The organism is Ruegeria sp. CI5, from assembly GCF_056536885.1.
The window spans coordinates 118,641-132,030 of the sequence record NZ_JBQFQN010000004.1 but is presented as its reverse complement, the minus strand read 5'-3'; the positions used below and the strand labels follow the sequence as shown (position 1 = coordinate 132,030).

The window sequence follows — 13,390 nt, the reverse complement described above, 5'->3', positions numbered from 1 at the left end:
CAAAGCGCGTTTTCGGCCCGGTGGATCAAGTGTCGCCAAATGGACTCGGTGCAGGCATTGAAACCGTGGTCGTGCTCGGGCAAGAAGGGCGCAAGCAATATTGAGGGCAGGCGTGATCGAGCTTGAAAATGTCAGCTACAGCTATGGCGGCGGCGAACTGCTGAGCAATGTCTCGGTCCAGTTGCAGCCGGGGTCGTTCCATTTTCTGACCGGCCCGTCCGGAGCGGGCAAAACGACCCTGTTGAAACTCTGCTATGGCGCATTGCTGGCCAGTTCGGGGCGGATCAGCGCCTTTGATCAGGACATTGCCCGACTGGACCGGGACCAGATGGCCCTGCTGCGCCGTCGCATCGGTGTCGTGCATCAGGACTGCCGGTTTCTGGACCACATGACTCTGGCTGAGAATGTCGCCCTGCCACTGATGGTGTCGGGACGCTCTGTCGAGGCCGAGCAGGAAGATCTGACCGAACTCCTGTCCTGGGTCGGTCTTGGTGGCCGCCTGGACGCACTTCCGCCGGAGCTTTCGGGCGGCGAGCGGCAACGGGCCGCACTGGCGCGGGCGGTCATCCTGTCACCGGACGTGGTGTTGGCCGACGAACCCACCGGCAACGTCGACTGGGAGATGTCCCAGCGTTTGCTGCGTCTGTTGATCGAACTGAACCACATGGGAAAAACCGTGGTAATCGCCACCCACGATCTGGGCTTGATCCGGGCGGCCAAGAGTCAGGTGCAGGCTCGGGTTCTTCGGATCTCGCAGCGGCGGCTGCAACTGGCAGGGGCGGATCTATGATTGCCGATGACATTCGCGCCCTGCTGCGCCGGGACGCCCGGGCCGACCGCGTCGTGCCGCCAACGGGATTTACGGCGCACCTGACCCTTTTCGTGTCAGGTGCGATGGCCTTTCTGACAGTTTTCGCGCTTGCGCTGTCGCTGGCCTCGGGGCGTTTGGCCGATCGCTGGGCCTCGGAGCTGGCCGGAGCGGCCACTCTGCGGATCAATGCGCCCGCTGAACAGCGTGCAGCGCAGACCGAGGCCGCACTGGAGGTTCTGAAACAGACCTCGGGCGTGGCGTCGGCGCGCGCGCTCAGCGCCGAAGAACAGGCCGCTTTGCTGGCCCCCTGGTTTGGACCAGACCTGCCGCTGGACACGCTGCCGGTGCCACAGCTGATCGAGATCATCGAGGGTGAGCCGGGGCTGGACACGATGGGCCTGCGCCTGCGGCTGGCGGCCGAGGTGCCAGGCGCGGTTCTGGATGACCATTCCCGCTGGCGCGAGCCGCTGGTCGATGCCGCCACCTCGTTGCGGCGGTTGGGCTGGATCTCGATCCTGCTGATCGGTGGGGCCACGGCGGCGATGATCACGCTTGCGGCCAATGCCTCGCTCGCGGCCAACGCCCAGATCATCGAGGTGCTGCGTCAGGTCGGTGCACGCGACCGCTTCATCGCCGGTGCCTTCGTGCGTCGGTTCACCTGGCGCGCGTTTTTCGGAGCCGTGGTGGGGACGGTTCTGGGCCTGACCGGGGTGCTGCTGCTGCCCGAGGCCTCGGATGCGGGCGGTTTCCTGACCGGCCTTGGGTTCCAGGGCGCCGACTGGTTGTTGCCCGCCGTAATCCCCATTCTGGGCGCGGCCGTGGCCTTTGCCGCGACATGGTCGGCGGCCCGTCGCAAATTGAAGGAGCTTTCGTGATGGCAATGGCGTTCCAATGGGTGCGCTCGCTGATCTTCATGGTCACGATCTACGCATGGATGGCGGTTCTGGGCCTGGTCTTCGCGCCCTACGCGCTGTTCTCCAAGCGCGGGGCCCTGCGCGCCTGCAAGACCTATGCGCGCACGACCATATGGCTGGCGCGCTGGATGGTGGGAATTCGCGGCGAGGTGCGCGGCAACGTGCCCACGGGCGAGGTGGTGATCGCGGCCAAGCACCAGTCATTCTTCGACATCATCCTGATCTTTGACGCGATCCCCCACGGCAAGTTCATCATGAAGCGCGAACTGTTGTGGACTCCGATCATCGGTATGTACGCACGTCGACTGGGCTGTATCGCGGTCGATCGAGGCAAACGCGGTGCGGCGGTGGCCAAGATGGTCAAGGACGTTTCCAAGGAGTTCACCGAGCCCGGGCAACTGGTGATCTATCCGCAGGGCACCCGCGTGGCGCCGGGGGTATACAAACCCTACAAGGTCGGCACTGCCGTTCTTTACGAGGGGCTGGGTTTCCCTTGCGTGCCGGCTGCCACCAATGTCGGTGTCTTCTGGCCCCGGTCGGGAATTCTGCGCAAACCCGGCCATGCGATCGTCGAGTTCCTCGACCCGATCGAGCCGGGCGTCGATCGCGACTCGTTCCTGGCCCGGCTGGAAGAGGTGATCGAGACGCGCTCAAACGCGCTGATGCGCGAAGTGGGGTTTGATCCGGATGCAGTTCATCGATGACATCACCGCGCTTGAGGCGCTGTACGGCACCCCCGGCGCCGCCTCGATACGGAAGGTTGCGCGGCAACTGACGCCGCTTTACCGCAAATGGATCATGGCGTCGCGGTTGTGCGTGCTGTCCACGGTGGGGCCCGAAGGGGTGGATGGCAGCCCCCGGGGCGATGACGGCCCGGTGGTGATGGAGCTGGACCCCGGCACCCTGGCCTTGCCCGACTGGCGCGGCAACAACCGCCTGGACAGCCTGCGCAACATCGTGCGCGATCCGCGTGTGGCGCTGATGTTCATGGTGCCGGGCTCGAACAACGTGGTGCGGGTGAACGGTACCGCGCGGTTGACGGCCGATGCCGACCTGTGCGCCCGGTTCGAGAAAAAGGGCAAGCAACCGGCCACTGTGATCGTCATAGAAATCGGGGAAATCTACACGCAATGCGCCCGCGCGCTGATGCGGGCCGAAACCTGGACCGGCGGCGATCTCAGCGCCGAGTTGCCGACGGTGGGCGAGATCCTGGCCGAGGTGTCGCAGGGCGAGGAAGGCGGCGCACGCTATGATCGGGAATGGGGTGCGCGCGCCGCAAAGACGATGTGGTGATCACGCTGCCGCTGCGCCCAGCCGGGTGACCCGCGTGATCCATTTCTGGACGCTGTCCTGCTTGGGGTAGCTGGCGCCGGAAAACCAGGTGAACCGCGTCGGCTTGAACCCGACGAACCCCAGAACCTGACCGCGCATCTGGTGAACCAACGCCCGGCGGTAGACCAGCCGCATGAACCAGCCCGGCGTGTCCGAGGTGATGATGACCCGCGCAGTGCGGCCGTCGAGCATCGGTGCCGGGAATCCCAGTTTGTTGGGATTGCGGGTATCGAACGTACGGCCGGGGATGAACATCCGATCGATCAGCCCCTTGAGCTTGGCGGGCAGGCCGCCCCACCACATGGGCGTCGTCAGAACCAGGTGATCGCTCCATTCGAAATCCTGCAGAACCTGTTCCAGAACCGGCTCCAGCGGTTTGAAATCATGATAGTTGCCCTGTCCGAAATCGAAATCGAACTCCAGCTCGCTGAGGTGGACGATCTTTACGTCATGGCCCTTGGCGCGGGCGGCTTCGGCATAGGTGTCGGCAAAGGTGCGCGACAGGCTGCTTTCGGCGGGGTGACCGTCGAGGATGAGAATTTTCTTGGGGTGCATCGGAATTCTCCAAAAATTGACCACGGTCAGTTTATAGAATCAAAAAATGACCACGGTCAATATCAAATTTGACCGCGGTCAAAAAACATGCGAACAAGCCTCATGCAAAAGACGATTCAGAAACGAACCCTGAAAACCCGCGCCAAGCTGCTGCAGGCGGCGGCGGACGTGGTGCAGAAACACGGATACCAGGCGTTGCGCGTGGAAGAGGTGGTACAGGCCGCCGGCGTGGCCAAGGGCACCTTCTTTGCCCATTTCCACGACAAGGACGCGCTGATGGAGATCCTGATCGGCGAAAAACTGGACTCCTGTCTGGATCAGGCGCAGGCGGCGGAAACGCCGAATACCGTGCCGCAGATTATAGTGGCCCTGGCCCCTGTGCATGATTTCATGATGTCCGAACGCTATGTGTTCGACCTGCTGATCCGTTATTCCGGTGCCGCCGCGATCTCTGAAATCGGGCCGATCGCCTATTGCTTCGAGAAATACTTCCGGATCGTGATGATGTGGCTGGATCAGGCCGAGGTTAGACAGGACGTGTCGACTGACCTGCTGGCCGAGGGCGTGCAGGCCTTTGCCATCCAGGCCATGTCACTGAAATTCTGCGCCCTGCATTCGGCGACGACATTCACCGACCGGCTGGAAACCTATCTGCGGGCGTGGCTGACTCCGGCGGCCTGACCGCCGGAGCCGAACTCATCAGGCGTGGATCGGACCGTCGCCGCAGGCCAGCGCCGCTTCGCGCACGGCTTCCGAATAGGTCGGGTGCGCGTGGCAGGTCAGGGCCAGATCCTCGGCGGACGCGCCGAATTCCATCGCCACGCAGACCTCATGGATCAGGTCGCCCGCGCCGGGGCCGATGATGTGGCAGCCCAGGATGCGGTCGGTCTCCTTGTCGGCCAGGATCTTGACGAACCCGTCGGCGGCAAAATTCGCCTTGGCGCGGCCATTGCCCATGAAGCTGAACTTGCCCACCTTGTAGGCGCGGCCCTGCTCTTTGAGCGTGACCTCGGTCTCGCCGACATTGGCAACCTCGGGCCAGGTGTAGATCACGCCCGGAATGACGCCATAGTTCACATGCCCATGCTTGCCCGCGACCACTTCGGCGGCGGCCATGCCTTCGTCCTCGGCCTTGTGGGCCAGCATCGGGCCTTCGATCACGTCGCCGATGGCGTAGATGCCCGGCACGTTGGTCTGCCAGTCCTTGCCGACCTTGACCTGGCCGCGCGGGGTCAGCTCGACCCCCAGCGCCTCCAGACCCAGCCCGTCATGGAACGGCTTGCGCCCGGTGGCGACCAGAACGGTGTCGGCCTCGATCACGTGCTCGCTGTCATCCTTGCGCAGCTTGTAGGTCACCTTGGCCTTGGTCTTGGTGGCCTCGGTCTTTTGCACGGCGGCGCCCATGACGAAGTTCAGGCCCTGTTTTTTCAGGATGCGCTGGAAGGTCTTCTGCACCTCGGGGTCCATGCCCGGGGTGATGACGTCCAGATATTCGATCACCGTCACCTCGGCGCCCAGGCGCTGATAGACCGAGCCCAGTTCCAGCCCGATCACGCCTGCGCCGATCACCACCAGCTTTTTCGGGATCTTGCCCAGCTCCAGCGCGCCGGTCGAGGTCACGACGACCTTTTCGTCGACCTCGACGCCAGGCAGCGACGCCGCCTCGGAGCCGGAGGCGATGATGATGTTCTTGGCCTCATGCACCTCATCACCGACCTTGACCTTGCCCGCCGCCGGGATCGAGCCCCAGCCCTTGAGCCAGTCGATCTTGTTCTTCTTGAACAGGAACTCGACGCCTTTGGTGTTGGTGTCGATCACGTCTTGCTTGTAGGCCAGCATCTGTTTCCAGTCGACCGAGGGGCTTTTGCCCTTGAGGCCCATCTTGGCAAAATTGTGCTCGGCCTCGTGCAGCTGATGGCTGGCATGCAGCAGCGCCTTGGACGGAATGCAGCCCACGTTCAGACAGGTGCCGCCCAGCGTCTCGCGCCCTTCGACGACGGCGGTTTTCAGGCCCAGCTGCGCGCAGCGGATGGCGCAGACATAGCCGCCGGGACCGGCGCCGATTACGATGACGTCATAGTTAGCCATTTTGTTCTCCCAAATCCGCGGAGTGTTCTTTTTGAAAAGGCGACCCACGGGGTGGATCGCCTGGGTGCCTGTTCAGACGGGTGTCAGAACCTTCACCTGAATATGTGCGACGCCGCCACGTTCATGGTGCATGGCCAGCTCTTCCGATTCGATGAAGCTCTGGGCCCGGTCCAGATCGGTAATCTCGAACAGGGCAACCGCATGATCGCGCTGTTCGGGGTCTTTCCAGACGTGCAGATCGACAATCCCGGCCGCCTTGCGCATCGGCTTGTCCTCGCGGAACACCTTCAGCCAGGCGTCGAAATCGGCCACGTCTGCCTGCCAGAGTACGTGCGTCGCCATGATCACAGATCCATCAGCAGACGGCGCGGGTCTTCCAGCGCCTCTTTCACGCGCACCAGGAAGGTGACCGCGCCCTTGCCGTCGACGATGCGGTGGTCATAGGACAGCGCCAGATACATCATCGGACGGATCTTGATCTCGCCATTGATGACCATCGGACGTTCCTGAATCTTGTGCATGCCCAGAATGCCCGACTGCGGGGGGTTCAGGATCGGCGAGGACATCAGCGAGCCATAGACGCCGCCATTCGAGATGGTGAAGGTGCCGCCCTGCATTTCGGCCATGCTCAGCTTGCCGTCACGGGCGCGTTTGCCCTTCTCGGCGATGGCTTTCTCGATCTCGGCGAACGACATGCGGTCCGCATCACGGATCACCGGAACCACCAGGCCCTGCGGAGTGCCGGCGGCGACGCCCATGTGGACGTAGTTCTTGTAGACGATGTCATTGCCGTCGATCTCGGCATTGACCTCGGGCACCTCTTTCAGCGCGTGGCAGCAGGCCTTGGTGAAGAAGGACATAAAGCCCAGGCGGACGCCGTGCTTCTTCTCGAACTGGTCCTTGTACTGGTTGCGGAGGGCCATCACCTCGGTCATGTCCACCTCGTTGTAGGTGGTCAGGATCGCGGCAGTGTTCTGCGCGTCCTTCAGACGCTTGGCGATGGTCTGGCGCAGGCGCGTCATGCGCACGCGTTCCTCGCGGGCAGCGTCCTCGGCGGCGACGGGCGCGCGCGGGGCTGCGGCCGGTGCCGGTGCCGCCGCGGCAGGGGCAGCGGCGGTTGCGACGGCGCGGGCCACGTCTTCCTTCATGATGCGACCATCGCGGCCGGTGCCGGTGACCTGATCGGCCGACAGGCCGGCTTCGGCCATGGCCTTTTCGGCCGACGGCGCATTGGCCACGTCCTTGCCGGTTGCGGCTGCTGCGGGGGCAGGGGCTGCCGCGGCTTGCGCAGCCGGTGCGGCACCTGCTTCAGCGCCCGAGATCACGGCAAGCTTGGCGGCCGCGTCGACCGTCGCGCCCTCGGGGGCCACGATCTCCGCGAGTACACCCGCAGCCGGAGCTGGGACCTCAACCGAAACCTTGTCGGTCTCCAACTCGCACAGCATTTCGTCCTGTGCGACGGTATCGCCGACCTTCTTGAACCAGGTCGATACTGTCGCTTCGGTGACCGACTCACCCAGTGTCGGAACCATCACGTCGACGCTGCCACCCGAGGCCGCAGGAGCCGCTGCCGGAGCGGCTTCAGCTTTTGGAGCGGGGGCCGCACCCTCACCGGCCTGGATCGTTGCCAACAGCGCATCAACGCCGACCGTCTCACCTTCGGCGGCTACGATCTCGCCCATCACACCGGCTGCGGGCGACGGAACCTCGACGGTGACCTTGTCCGTCTCAAGCTCGCACAGCATCTCATCCACGGCGACGGCATCGCCGGGTTTCTTGAACCAGGTTGCGACCGTGGCTTCGGTGACGGACTCGCCCAGCGTGGGAACACGAACTTCAATCGTCATCGTTAATTATCCTTCAATGGTCAGCGCTTCGTTCACCAGCGCTTCTTGTTGGGCTTTGTGTTGGCTGGCCAGACCCGTTGCGGGCGAGGCCGAGGTGGCGCGGCCGGCATAGATCGGCCGGGTATGCTTGGCGCCGATGCGGGACAGGACCCATTCGATGTTGGGTTCGATGAATCCCCAGGCACCCTGGTTCTTGGGCTCTTCCTGGCACCAGACCATCTCGGCCTGTTTGAACCGCTCAAGCTCGTTGATCAGCGAATGGGCCGGGAACGGATAGTATTGCTCGATCCGCAGCAGATAGACGTCGTCGATCCCGCGCGCATCGCGTTCTTCAAGCAGGTCGTAGTAGACCTTGCCCGAACACATCACCACGCGCTTGATCTTGTCGTCGGGCACCAGTTGGGTGTCCGAATTGCCCTTTTGAGCGTCGTCCCACAGCACCCGGTGGAAGCTGGACCCGGTGGTGAAGTCCTCGGCATTGCTGATCGCCAGCTTGTGGCGCAGCAGTGATTTGGGCGTCATCAGGATCAACGGCTTGCGGAAGGTGCGGTGCAGCTGACGGCGCAGGATGTGGAAATAGTTCGCAGGCGTGGTGCAGTTGGCGACGATCCAGTTGTCCTGGCCGCACATCTGCAGGAATCGCTCCAGTCGCGCCGACGAGTGCTCGGGGCCTTGCCCCTCGAACCCGTGCGGCAGCAGGCAGACCAGACCGGACATGCGCAACCATTTGCTTTCGCCCGAGCTGATGAACTGGTCGAACATGATCTGCGCGCCGTTGGCGAAATCGCCGAACTGGGCCTCCCACAGTACCAGCGCGTTGGGCTCGGCCAGCGAATAGCCGTATTCGAAGCCCAGCACCGCGTATTCCGACAGCATCGAGTCGATCACTTCGTACTGCGACTGTCCGGCGCGGATGTGGTTCAGGGGATAGTAGCGCTCCTCGGTCTCCTGGTTGATGAAGCCCGAGTGGCGTTGGCTGAAAGTGCCGCGGGTAGCGTCCTGCCCCGACAGGCGTACCGGATAGCCCTCGGTCAGCAGAGACCCGAAGGCCAGCGCCTCGCCGGTGGCCCAGTCAAAGCCCTCACCGGTTTCGAACATCTGCTTCTTGTGCTCGAGAAGGCGACCCACCGTCTTGTGCAGGGCAAATCCTTCGGGCACCGTCACCAGCGCCTTGCCGACCTCGGCCAGCGTGTCCGGCGTGATTGCAGTGTCGCCGCGGACATATTCTTCCTTGTTCTTGTCCAGATGCGACCACCGGCCATCCAGCCAGTCGGCCTTGTTGGGTTTGTAGTCCTTACCGGCCTCGAACTCGTCGTTCAGATGCGCCTGGAAGGCGGCCTTCATGTCCTCGATCTCACCCTCAGGGATCAGACCGTCCTTGACCAGCCGCTCGGTGTACAGCGACAGCGTGGTTTTGTGGGTCTTGATCTTCTTGTACATGATCGGGTTGGTGAACATGGGCTCATCGCCCTCGTTGTGACCGAACCGGCGGTAGCAAAAGATGTCGATGACCACGTCCTTGTGGAACTTCTGGCGGAACTCGGTCGCGACCTTGGCCGCGTGCACCACCGCCTCGGGGTCGTCGCCGTTCACGTGGAAGATCGGCGCCTCGACCATCAGCGCGATATCGGTCGGGTACGGGCTCGACCGCGAGAAATGCGGCGCGGTGGTAAAGCCGATCTGATTGTTCACCACGATATGCATCGTGCCGCCGGTCTTGTGACCGCGCAGACCAGACAGGCCAAAACCTTCGGCCACGACACCCTGGCCGGCAAAGGCCGCGTCGCCGTGGAGGAGAATGCCCATGACCTTGCTGCGATCGGTGTCGCCAAGCTGGTCCTGCTTGGCCCGGACCTTGCCAAGAACAACCGGGTTCACGGCTTCGAGGTGGGACGGGTTCGCCGTCAGCGACAGGTGCACGGTGTTGCCGTCGAACTCACGGTCGCTGGACGCACCGAGGTGATATTTCACGTCGCCCGACCCATCCACATCCTCGGGCTTGAAGCTGCCGCCCTGGAACTCATTGAAGATGGCGCGGTAGGGTTTGCCCATCACGTTGGCCAGGATGTTCAGACGTCCGCGGTGCGGCATGCCGATCACGATATCGCTCAGGCCCAGAGCGCCGCCACGCTTGATGATCTGTTCCATCGCCGGGATCAGCGCCTCGCCCCCGTCCAGACCGAACCGCTTGGTGCCCATGTATTTCACATGCAGGAACTTCTCAAAGCCCTCGGCCTCGACCATCTTGTTCAGGATCGCCTTGCGGCCTTCCCGCGTAAACGAGATTTCCTTGCCATAACCTTCGATCCGCTCTTTCAGCCAGGCGGCCTCCTCGGGGTTCGAGATGTGCATGTACTGCAGCGCGAAAGTGCCGCAATAGGTGCGCTTCACGATCTCGACGATCTGGCGCATGCTGGCCATCTGCAGACCCAGCACGTTGTCGATAAAGATCGGCCGGTCCATATCGGCATCGGTAAAGCCATAGGTCTTGGGGTCCAACTCGGGATGGTTGGTCGCGGCGCGCATGCCAAGCGGGTCCAGATCAGCGGCCAGGTGACCCCGGATCCGATAGGCCCGGATCAGCATCAGCGCGCGGATCGAATCCAGCACCGCGCGCTTGATCTGTTCGTCGCTGACATCAACCCCTGCCTTGGCGGCCTTTTCCTTGATCTTGTTGCCAGCTGCCTTGGCGTCGACCTCGATCCACTCGCCGGTCAGGGCGCCGGTCAGGTCATCATTCGGCATCGGTGGCCAGTCGGAGCGCGCCCACGACGGCCCTTCGGCCTCTTTCTGGACGTCCGGTGCCGCGTCTCCCATCTGCCGGAAAAACTCGGCCCAGGCCGCATCGATCGCGCCGGGATCCTTTGTGTACTGGGCATAAAGCTGCTCCAGGTACTCGGCATTGTGCCCCTGCATGAAGCTCGAGGCATGGAAGGCAGAATTGGGCGAGTGTTCGGTCATTGGGTTACCTCATATGGGTTGGGACCGTATTTGTTGGTGCCTGGTTGGCTGGGGCGGGACAGCCACCACAGAACCAGGAGGGGCGACACCAGAAGAACAAGCAGTGCCGGAATGACGATCAGCAGCGTGGCGCGCGTGAACAGGATGTCGAGGCTTCCGCCATGCTGGAAGCTTGAGGCGAGGCCGATGCCGAAGACCAGAACGGCAAAAGCCCCAAGGATCAAAAGGATCGGCAGCAGCGCGTAGAGACCGTTGCGCCCGGTGTCATGCATGCGTCGCCACGCCACGGCCAGATGCGGAAAGAACACGATCAGCGACACGATGCTCTGCACCGGCTGGCTGGATGTGGCGGTCACCTCGACCGAGCCTTCGGATTGCACGGTCGTGACCTGTCCGAAGAAATGCCAGTCGATGACCGTGGCGATTGCGCTCCAGACCAGTATGAACAGGAAAAAATACCAATACTCGGGGCGAGAGGCCCGCCCCGAGAATGTGAAGTATTTGGAGAAACACGTTTTGACGGCTTCGTTGAAGGTCATGTGTTTCGCTCCGCTGAGGCCAGCCCACGCAAGGGGCCGGCGGTTTACTTGCCGATTGCTTCCAGCACAGCCTCGCCCAGCTGCGCCGGGCTTTCGGCCACGACGATGCCGGCGCTGCGCATGGCTTCGATCTTGTCCTCGGCACCGCCCTTGCCGCCGGCGACGATCGCGCCCGCGTGGCCCATGCGGCGGCCCGGAGGCGCCGTGCGGCCGGCGATGAAACCGGCAACGGGCTTTTTGCGGCCTTTCTTGGCCTCATCCGCCAGGAACTGCGCGGCTTCTTCCTCGGCCGAGCCGCCGATCTCGCCGATCATGATGATCGACTCGGTCTCGTCATCGGCCAGGAACCATTCCAGCACGTCGATATGCTCGGTGCCTTTGATCGGGTCGCCGCCGATGCCCACGCAGGTGGACTGGCCCAGACCCACATCGGTGGTCTGCTTGACCGCCTCATAGGTCAGGGTGCCGGAACGCGACACGACGCCGACCGAACCGCGCTTGTGGATGTGGCCGGGCATGATGCCGATTTTGCAGGCATCGGGCGTAATGACGCCGGGACAGTTCGGGCCGATCAGGCGCGATTTGCTGCCTTCCAGCGCGCGCTTCACCTTCATCATGTCCAGAACCGGGATGCCCTCGGTGATGCAGACGATCACTTCCATCTCAGCATCGATGGCTTCGAGGATCGAATCCGCGGCAAACGGAGGCGGCACATAGATCACGGTGGCGTTGGCTTCGGTCACGTGCTTGGCCTCGTGGACCGAGTTGAACACGGGCAGGTCGAGATGGGTCATCCCGCCTTTGCCGGGCGTCACGCCGCCGACCATCTTAGTGCCATAGGCGATGGCCTGTTCAGAGTGGAACGTGCCCTGCGAGCCGGTAAAGCCCTGACAGATCACTTTGGTATTCTCGTCGATGAGGACTGCCATTTGGCGTTCTCCTGTTTTCGGCGGGATCTGACCCGCCAGTATTCGTCGGAATGGCGGGCCGCGACCCGCCCTGAGTTATCGGGTTCAGCCTTTGACTGCCTTCACGATCTTCTCGGCACCGTCTTTCAGGTTGTCCGCCGCGATCACGTCCAGGCCAGAGGTGTTGATGATCTCTTTGCCTTTCTCGACATTCGTGCCTTCCAGACGCACGACCAGCGGAACCTGCAGGCCGACCTCTTTCACTGCGGCGACCACGCCCTCGGCGATGACGTCACAGCGCATGATGCCGCCGAAGATGTTGACCAGGATGCCTTTGACATTCGGGTCGCTGGTGATGATTTTGAACGCCTCGGTCACTTTCTCTTTGGTGGCGCCGCCGCCGACGTCGAGGAAGTTGGCTGGCTCGGCACCGTACAGCTTGATGATGTCCATCGTCGCCATCGCCAGACCCGCGCCGTTGACCATGCAGCCGATCTCGCCATCCAGCGCGATGTAGTTCAGGTCGTATTTGCTGGCTTCCAGCTCCTTGGGGTCTTCCTCGGTGGTGTCGCGCAGTTCGGCGATGTCGGGGTGGCGGTAGACCGCGTTGCCGTCAAAGCTCAGCTTGGCGTCCAGCACCTTGAGGTCGCCGCCTTCGGCCACGATCAGCGGGTTGATCTCCAGCATCTCCATGTCCTTCTCGACGAAGGCCTTGTACAGGATGCCCATCAGACGCACGCATTGCTTGATCTGCGCGCCTTCCAGACCCAGCGAGAAGGCGATGCGCCGGCCGTGATACGGCTGGTACCCAGTGGCCGGGTCAACCGAGAAGGACAGGATTTTCTCGGGTGTCGCCGCGGCTACTTCTTCGATGTCCATACCGCCTTCGGTCGAGCACACGAACGAGATGCGGCTGGTCTGGCGGTCCACCAGCAGGGCCAGGTACAGCTCGCGCTCGATGCCCGAACCGGCCTCGATGTAAACGCGGTTGACCTGCTTGCCTACGGGGCCGGTCTGGTGGGTGACCAGCGTGCGGCCCAGCATCTTCTTGGCTTCTTCGGCGGCTTCTTCCACCGATTTGGTCAGACGGACACCGCCTTTTTCACCGGCATCGGCCTCTTTGAAGTGACCTTTGCCGCGGCCGCCCGCGTGGATCTGTGCCTTGACCACCCAAAGGGGGCCATCCAGTTCACCGGCGGCTGTTTTGGCTTCCTCGGCGCGCAGAACTGCACGTCCGTCGGAGACCGGAGCGCCATAGCTGCGAAGAAGAGCCTTGGCCTGATATTCGTGAATGTTCATCGAAACTGTCCCGTCTGACTGCGATTAGATCGTTATAGGGGTGTCTAGCGGTAAAAATTAAAGGGTTTTCTGCTGCGATCGCGCTATTTGCCGAAGATTTTCAGCATTTGTGATCACACATTTTCGGGGTGTGATC

At 62.8% G+C, this 13,390-nt stretch carries 13 protein-coding genes; 5 read left to right on the top strand and 8 right to left on the bottom strand.

The features are described from left to right. The first annotated feature begins 112 nt into the window (after positions 1–112). The 4 genes from ACR0BA_RS13370 to ACR0BA_RS13355 are packed head-to-tail and all read left to right on the top strand — an operon-like array spanning position 113 to position 3,018. Complete coding sequence (locus tag ACR0BA_RS13370; RefSeq protein ID WP_480728367.1) at positions 113–790, top strand: cell division ATP-binding protein FtsE; 678 nt, start codon at positions 113–115, stop codon at positions 788–790. After that, a complete protein-coding gene (locus tag ACR0BA_RS13365; protein WP_170369791.1) occupies positions 787–1,686 on the top strand; it encodes a cell division protein FtsX in 900 nt (299 codons plus the stop codon). Before ACR0BA_RS13370 ends, ACR0BA_RS13365 begins: the two co-directional genes overlap by 4 nt. Continuing rightward, the gene (locus tag ACR0BA_RS13360; RefSeq protein WP_480728365.1) at positions 1,686–2,429 is read left to right on the top strand and encodes a lysophospholipid acyltransferase family protein; all 744 of its coding nucleotides are present in this window, start codon (positions 1,686–1,688) and stop codon (positions 2,427–2,429) included. The genes ACR0BA_RS13365 and ACR0BA_RS13360 overlap by 1 nt, the downstream gene beginning before the upstream one ends. Then, a complete protein-coding gene (locus ACR0BA_RS13355; protein WP_170460987.1) occupies positions 2,413–3,018 on the top strand; it encodes a pyridoxamine 5'-phosphate oxidase family protein in 606 nt (201 codons plus the stop codon). Before ACR0BA_RS13360 ends, ACR0BA_RS13355 begins: the two co-directional genes overlap by 17 nt. On the opposite strand, the gene ACR0BA_RS13350 is transcribed toward ACR0BA_RS13355, so the two are convergent. After that, positions 3,019–3,612, bottom strand: coding sequence for an NAD(P)H-dependent oxidoreductase (locus ACR0BA_RS13350; RefSeq protein WP_480728363.1), 594 nt, complete (start codon positions 3,610–3,612; stop codon positions 3,019–3,021). Between the two features lie 102 nt (positions 3,613–3,714). Here ACR0BA_RS13350 and ACR0BA_RS13345 point away from each other — a divergent pair, with 102 nt between their 5' ends. After that, positions 3,715–4,293 (top strand): TetR/AcrR family transcriptional regulator, encoded by a 579-nt coding sequence (locus tag ACR0BA_RS13345; RefSeq protein ID WP_480728362.1) that lies wholly within the window; start codon positions 3,715–3,717, stop codon positions 4,291–4,293. Positions 4,294–4,311: 18 nt separating this feature from the next. Here ACR0BA_RS13345 and lpdA read toward each other — a convergent pair whose 3' ends face one another. The 7 genes from lpdA to sucC all read right to left on the bottom strand — a co-directional run bounded on the left by lpdA (position 4,312) and on the right by sucC (position 13,254). Then, positions 4,312–5,700, bottom strand: a complete 1,389-nt coding sequence (lpdA, locus tag ACR0BA_RS13340; RefSeq protein WP_480728360.1) for a dihydrolipoyl dehydrogenase — start codon at positions 5,698–5,700, stop codon at positions 4,312–4,314. Between the two features lie 72 nt (positions 5,701–5,772). Then, on the bottom strand, positions 5,773–6,042 hold the full coding sequence (locus tag ACR0BA_RS13335; protein WP_170342212.1) for a hypothetical protein: 270 nt from the start codon (positions 6,040–6,042) through the stop codon (positions 5,773–5,775). 2 nt (positions 6,043–6,044) lie between these two features. Next, positions 6,045–7,547 carry a 2-oxoglutarate dehydrogenase complex dihydrolipoyllysine-residue succinyltransferase gene (gene odhB / locus ACR0BA_RS13330; protein ID WP_170420761.1) on the bottom strand — a complete coding sequence of 501 codons (1,503 nt, stop codon included), beginning with the start codon at positions 7,545–7,547 and terminating at the stop codon, positions 6,045–6,047. Between the two features lie 6 nt (positions 7,548–7,553). Continuing rightward, positions 7,554–10,508 carry a 2-oxoglutarate dehydrogenase E1 component gene (locus ACR0BA_RS13325; protein WP_170436059.1) on the bottom strand — a complete coding sequence of 985 codons (2,955 nt, stop codon included), beginning with the start codon at positions 10,506–10,508 and terminating at the stop codon, positions 7,554–7,556. Further along, positions 10,505–11,047, bottom strand: coding sequence for a DUF805 domain-containing protein (locus ACR0BA_RS13320; RefSeq protein ID WP_170445565.1), 543 nt, complete (start codon positions 11,045–11,047; stop codon positions 10,505–10,507). The genes ACR0BA_RS13325 and ACR0BA_RS13320 overlap by 4 nt, the downstream gene beginning before the upstream one ends. A 44-nt stretch (positions 11,048–11,091) precedes the next feature. Further along, entirely contained in the window at positions 11,092–11,976 is an 885-nt protein-coding gene (gene sucD, locus ACR0BA_RS13315; RefSeq protein ID WP_170452241.1) for a succinate--CoA ligase subunit alpha, read from the bottom strand. Positions 11,977–12,060: 84 nt separating this feature from the next. After that, positions 12,061–13,254: an ADP-forming succinate--CoA ligase subunit beta gene (gene sucC / locus ACR0BA_RS13310; protein WP_170448487.1), complete on the bottom strand. Its 1,194-nt coding sequence runs from the start codon at positions 13,252–13,254 to the stop codon at positions 12,061–12,063. Positions 13,255–13,390: the final 136 nt, after the last annotated feature.

What these genes read in the sequence shown, in the direction of transcription:
- sucD (WP_170452241.1), bottom strand. Translation starts at nt 11,976, where the DNA reads ATGGCAGTCCTCATCGACGAGAATACCAAAGTGATCTGTCAGGGCTTT.
- lpdA (WP_480728360.1), bottom strand. Translation starts at nt 5,700, where the DNA reads ATGGCTAACTATGACGTCATCGTAATCGGCGCCGGTCCCGGCGGCTAT.
- odhB (WP_170420761.1), bottom strand. Translation starts at nt 7,547, where the DNA reads ATGACGATTGAAGTTCGTGTTCCCACGCTGGGCGAGTCCGTCACCGAA.
- ACR0BA_RS13355 (WP_170460987.1), top strand. Translation starts at nt 2,413, where the DNA reads ATGCAGTTCATCGATGACATCACCGCGCTTGAGGCGCTGTACGGCACC.
- ACR0BA_RS13335 (WP_170342212.1), bottom strand. Translation starts at nt 6,042, where the DNA reads ATGGCGACGCACGTACTCTGGCAGGCAGACGTGGCCGATTTCGACGCC.
- ACR0BA_RS13320 (WP_170445565.1), bottom strand. Translation starts at nt 11,047, where the DNA reads ATGACCTTCAACGAAGCCGTCAAAACGTGTTTCTCCAAATACTTCACA.
- ACR0BA_RS13350 (WP_480728363.1), bottom strand. Translation starts at nt 3,612, where the DNA reads ATGCACCCCAAGAAAATTCTCATCCTCGACGGTCACCCCGCCGAAAGC.
- ACR0BA_RS13325 (WP_170436059.1), bottom strand. Translation starts at nt 10,508, where the DNA reads ATGACCGAACACTCGCCCAATTCTGCCTTCCATGCCTCGAGCTTCATG.
- ACR0BA_RS13365 (WP_170369791.1), top strand. Translation starts at nt 787, where the DNA reads ATGATTGCCGATGACATTCGCGCCCTGCTGCGCCGGGACGCCCGGGCC.
- sucC (WP_170448487.1), bottom strand. Translation starts at nt 13,254, where the DNA reads ATGAACATTCACGAATATCAGGCCAAGGCTCTTCTTCGCAGCTATGGC.
- ACR0BA_RS13360 (WP_480728365.1), top strand. Translation starts at nt 1,686, where the DNA reads ATGGCAATGGCGTTCCAATGGGTGCGCTCGCTGATCTTCATGGTCACG.
- ACR0BA_RS13345 (WP_480728362.1), top strand. Translation starts at nt 3,715, where the DNA reads ATGCAAAAGACGATTCAGAAACGAACCCTGAAAACCCGCGCCAAGCTG.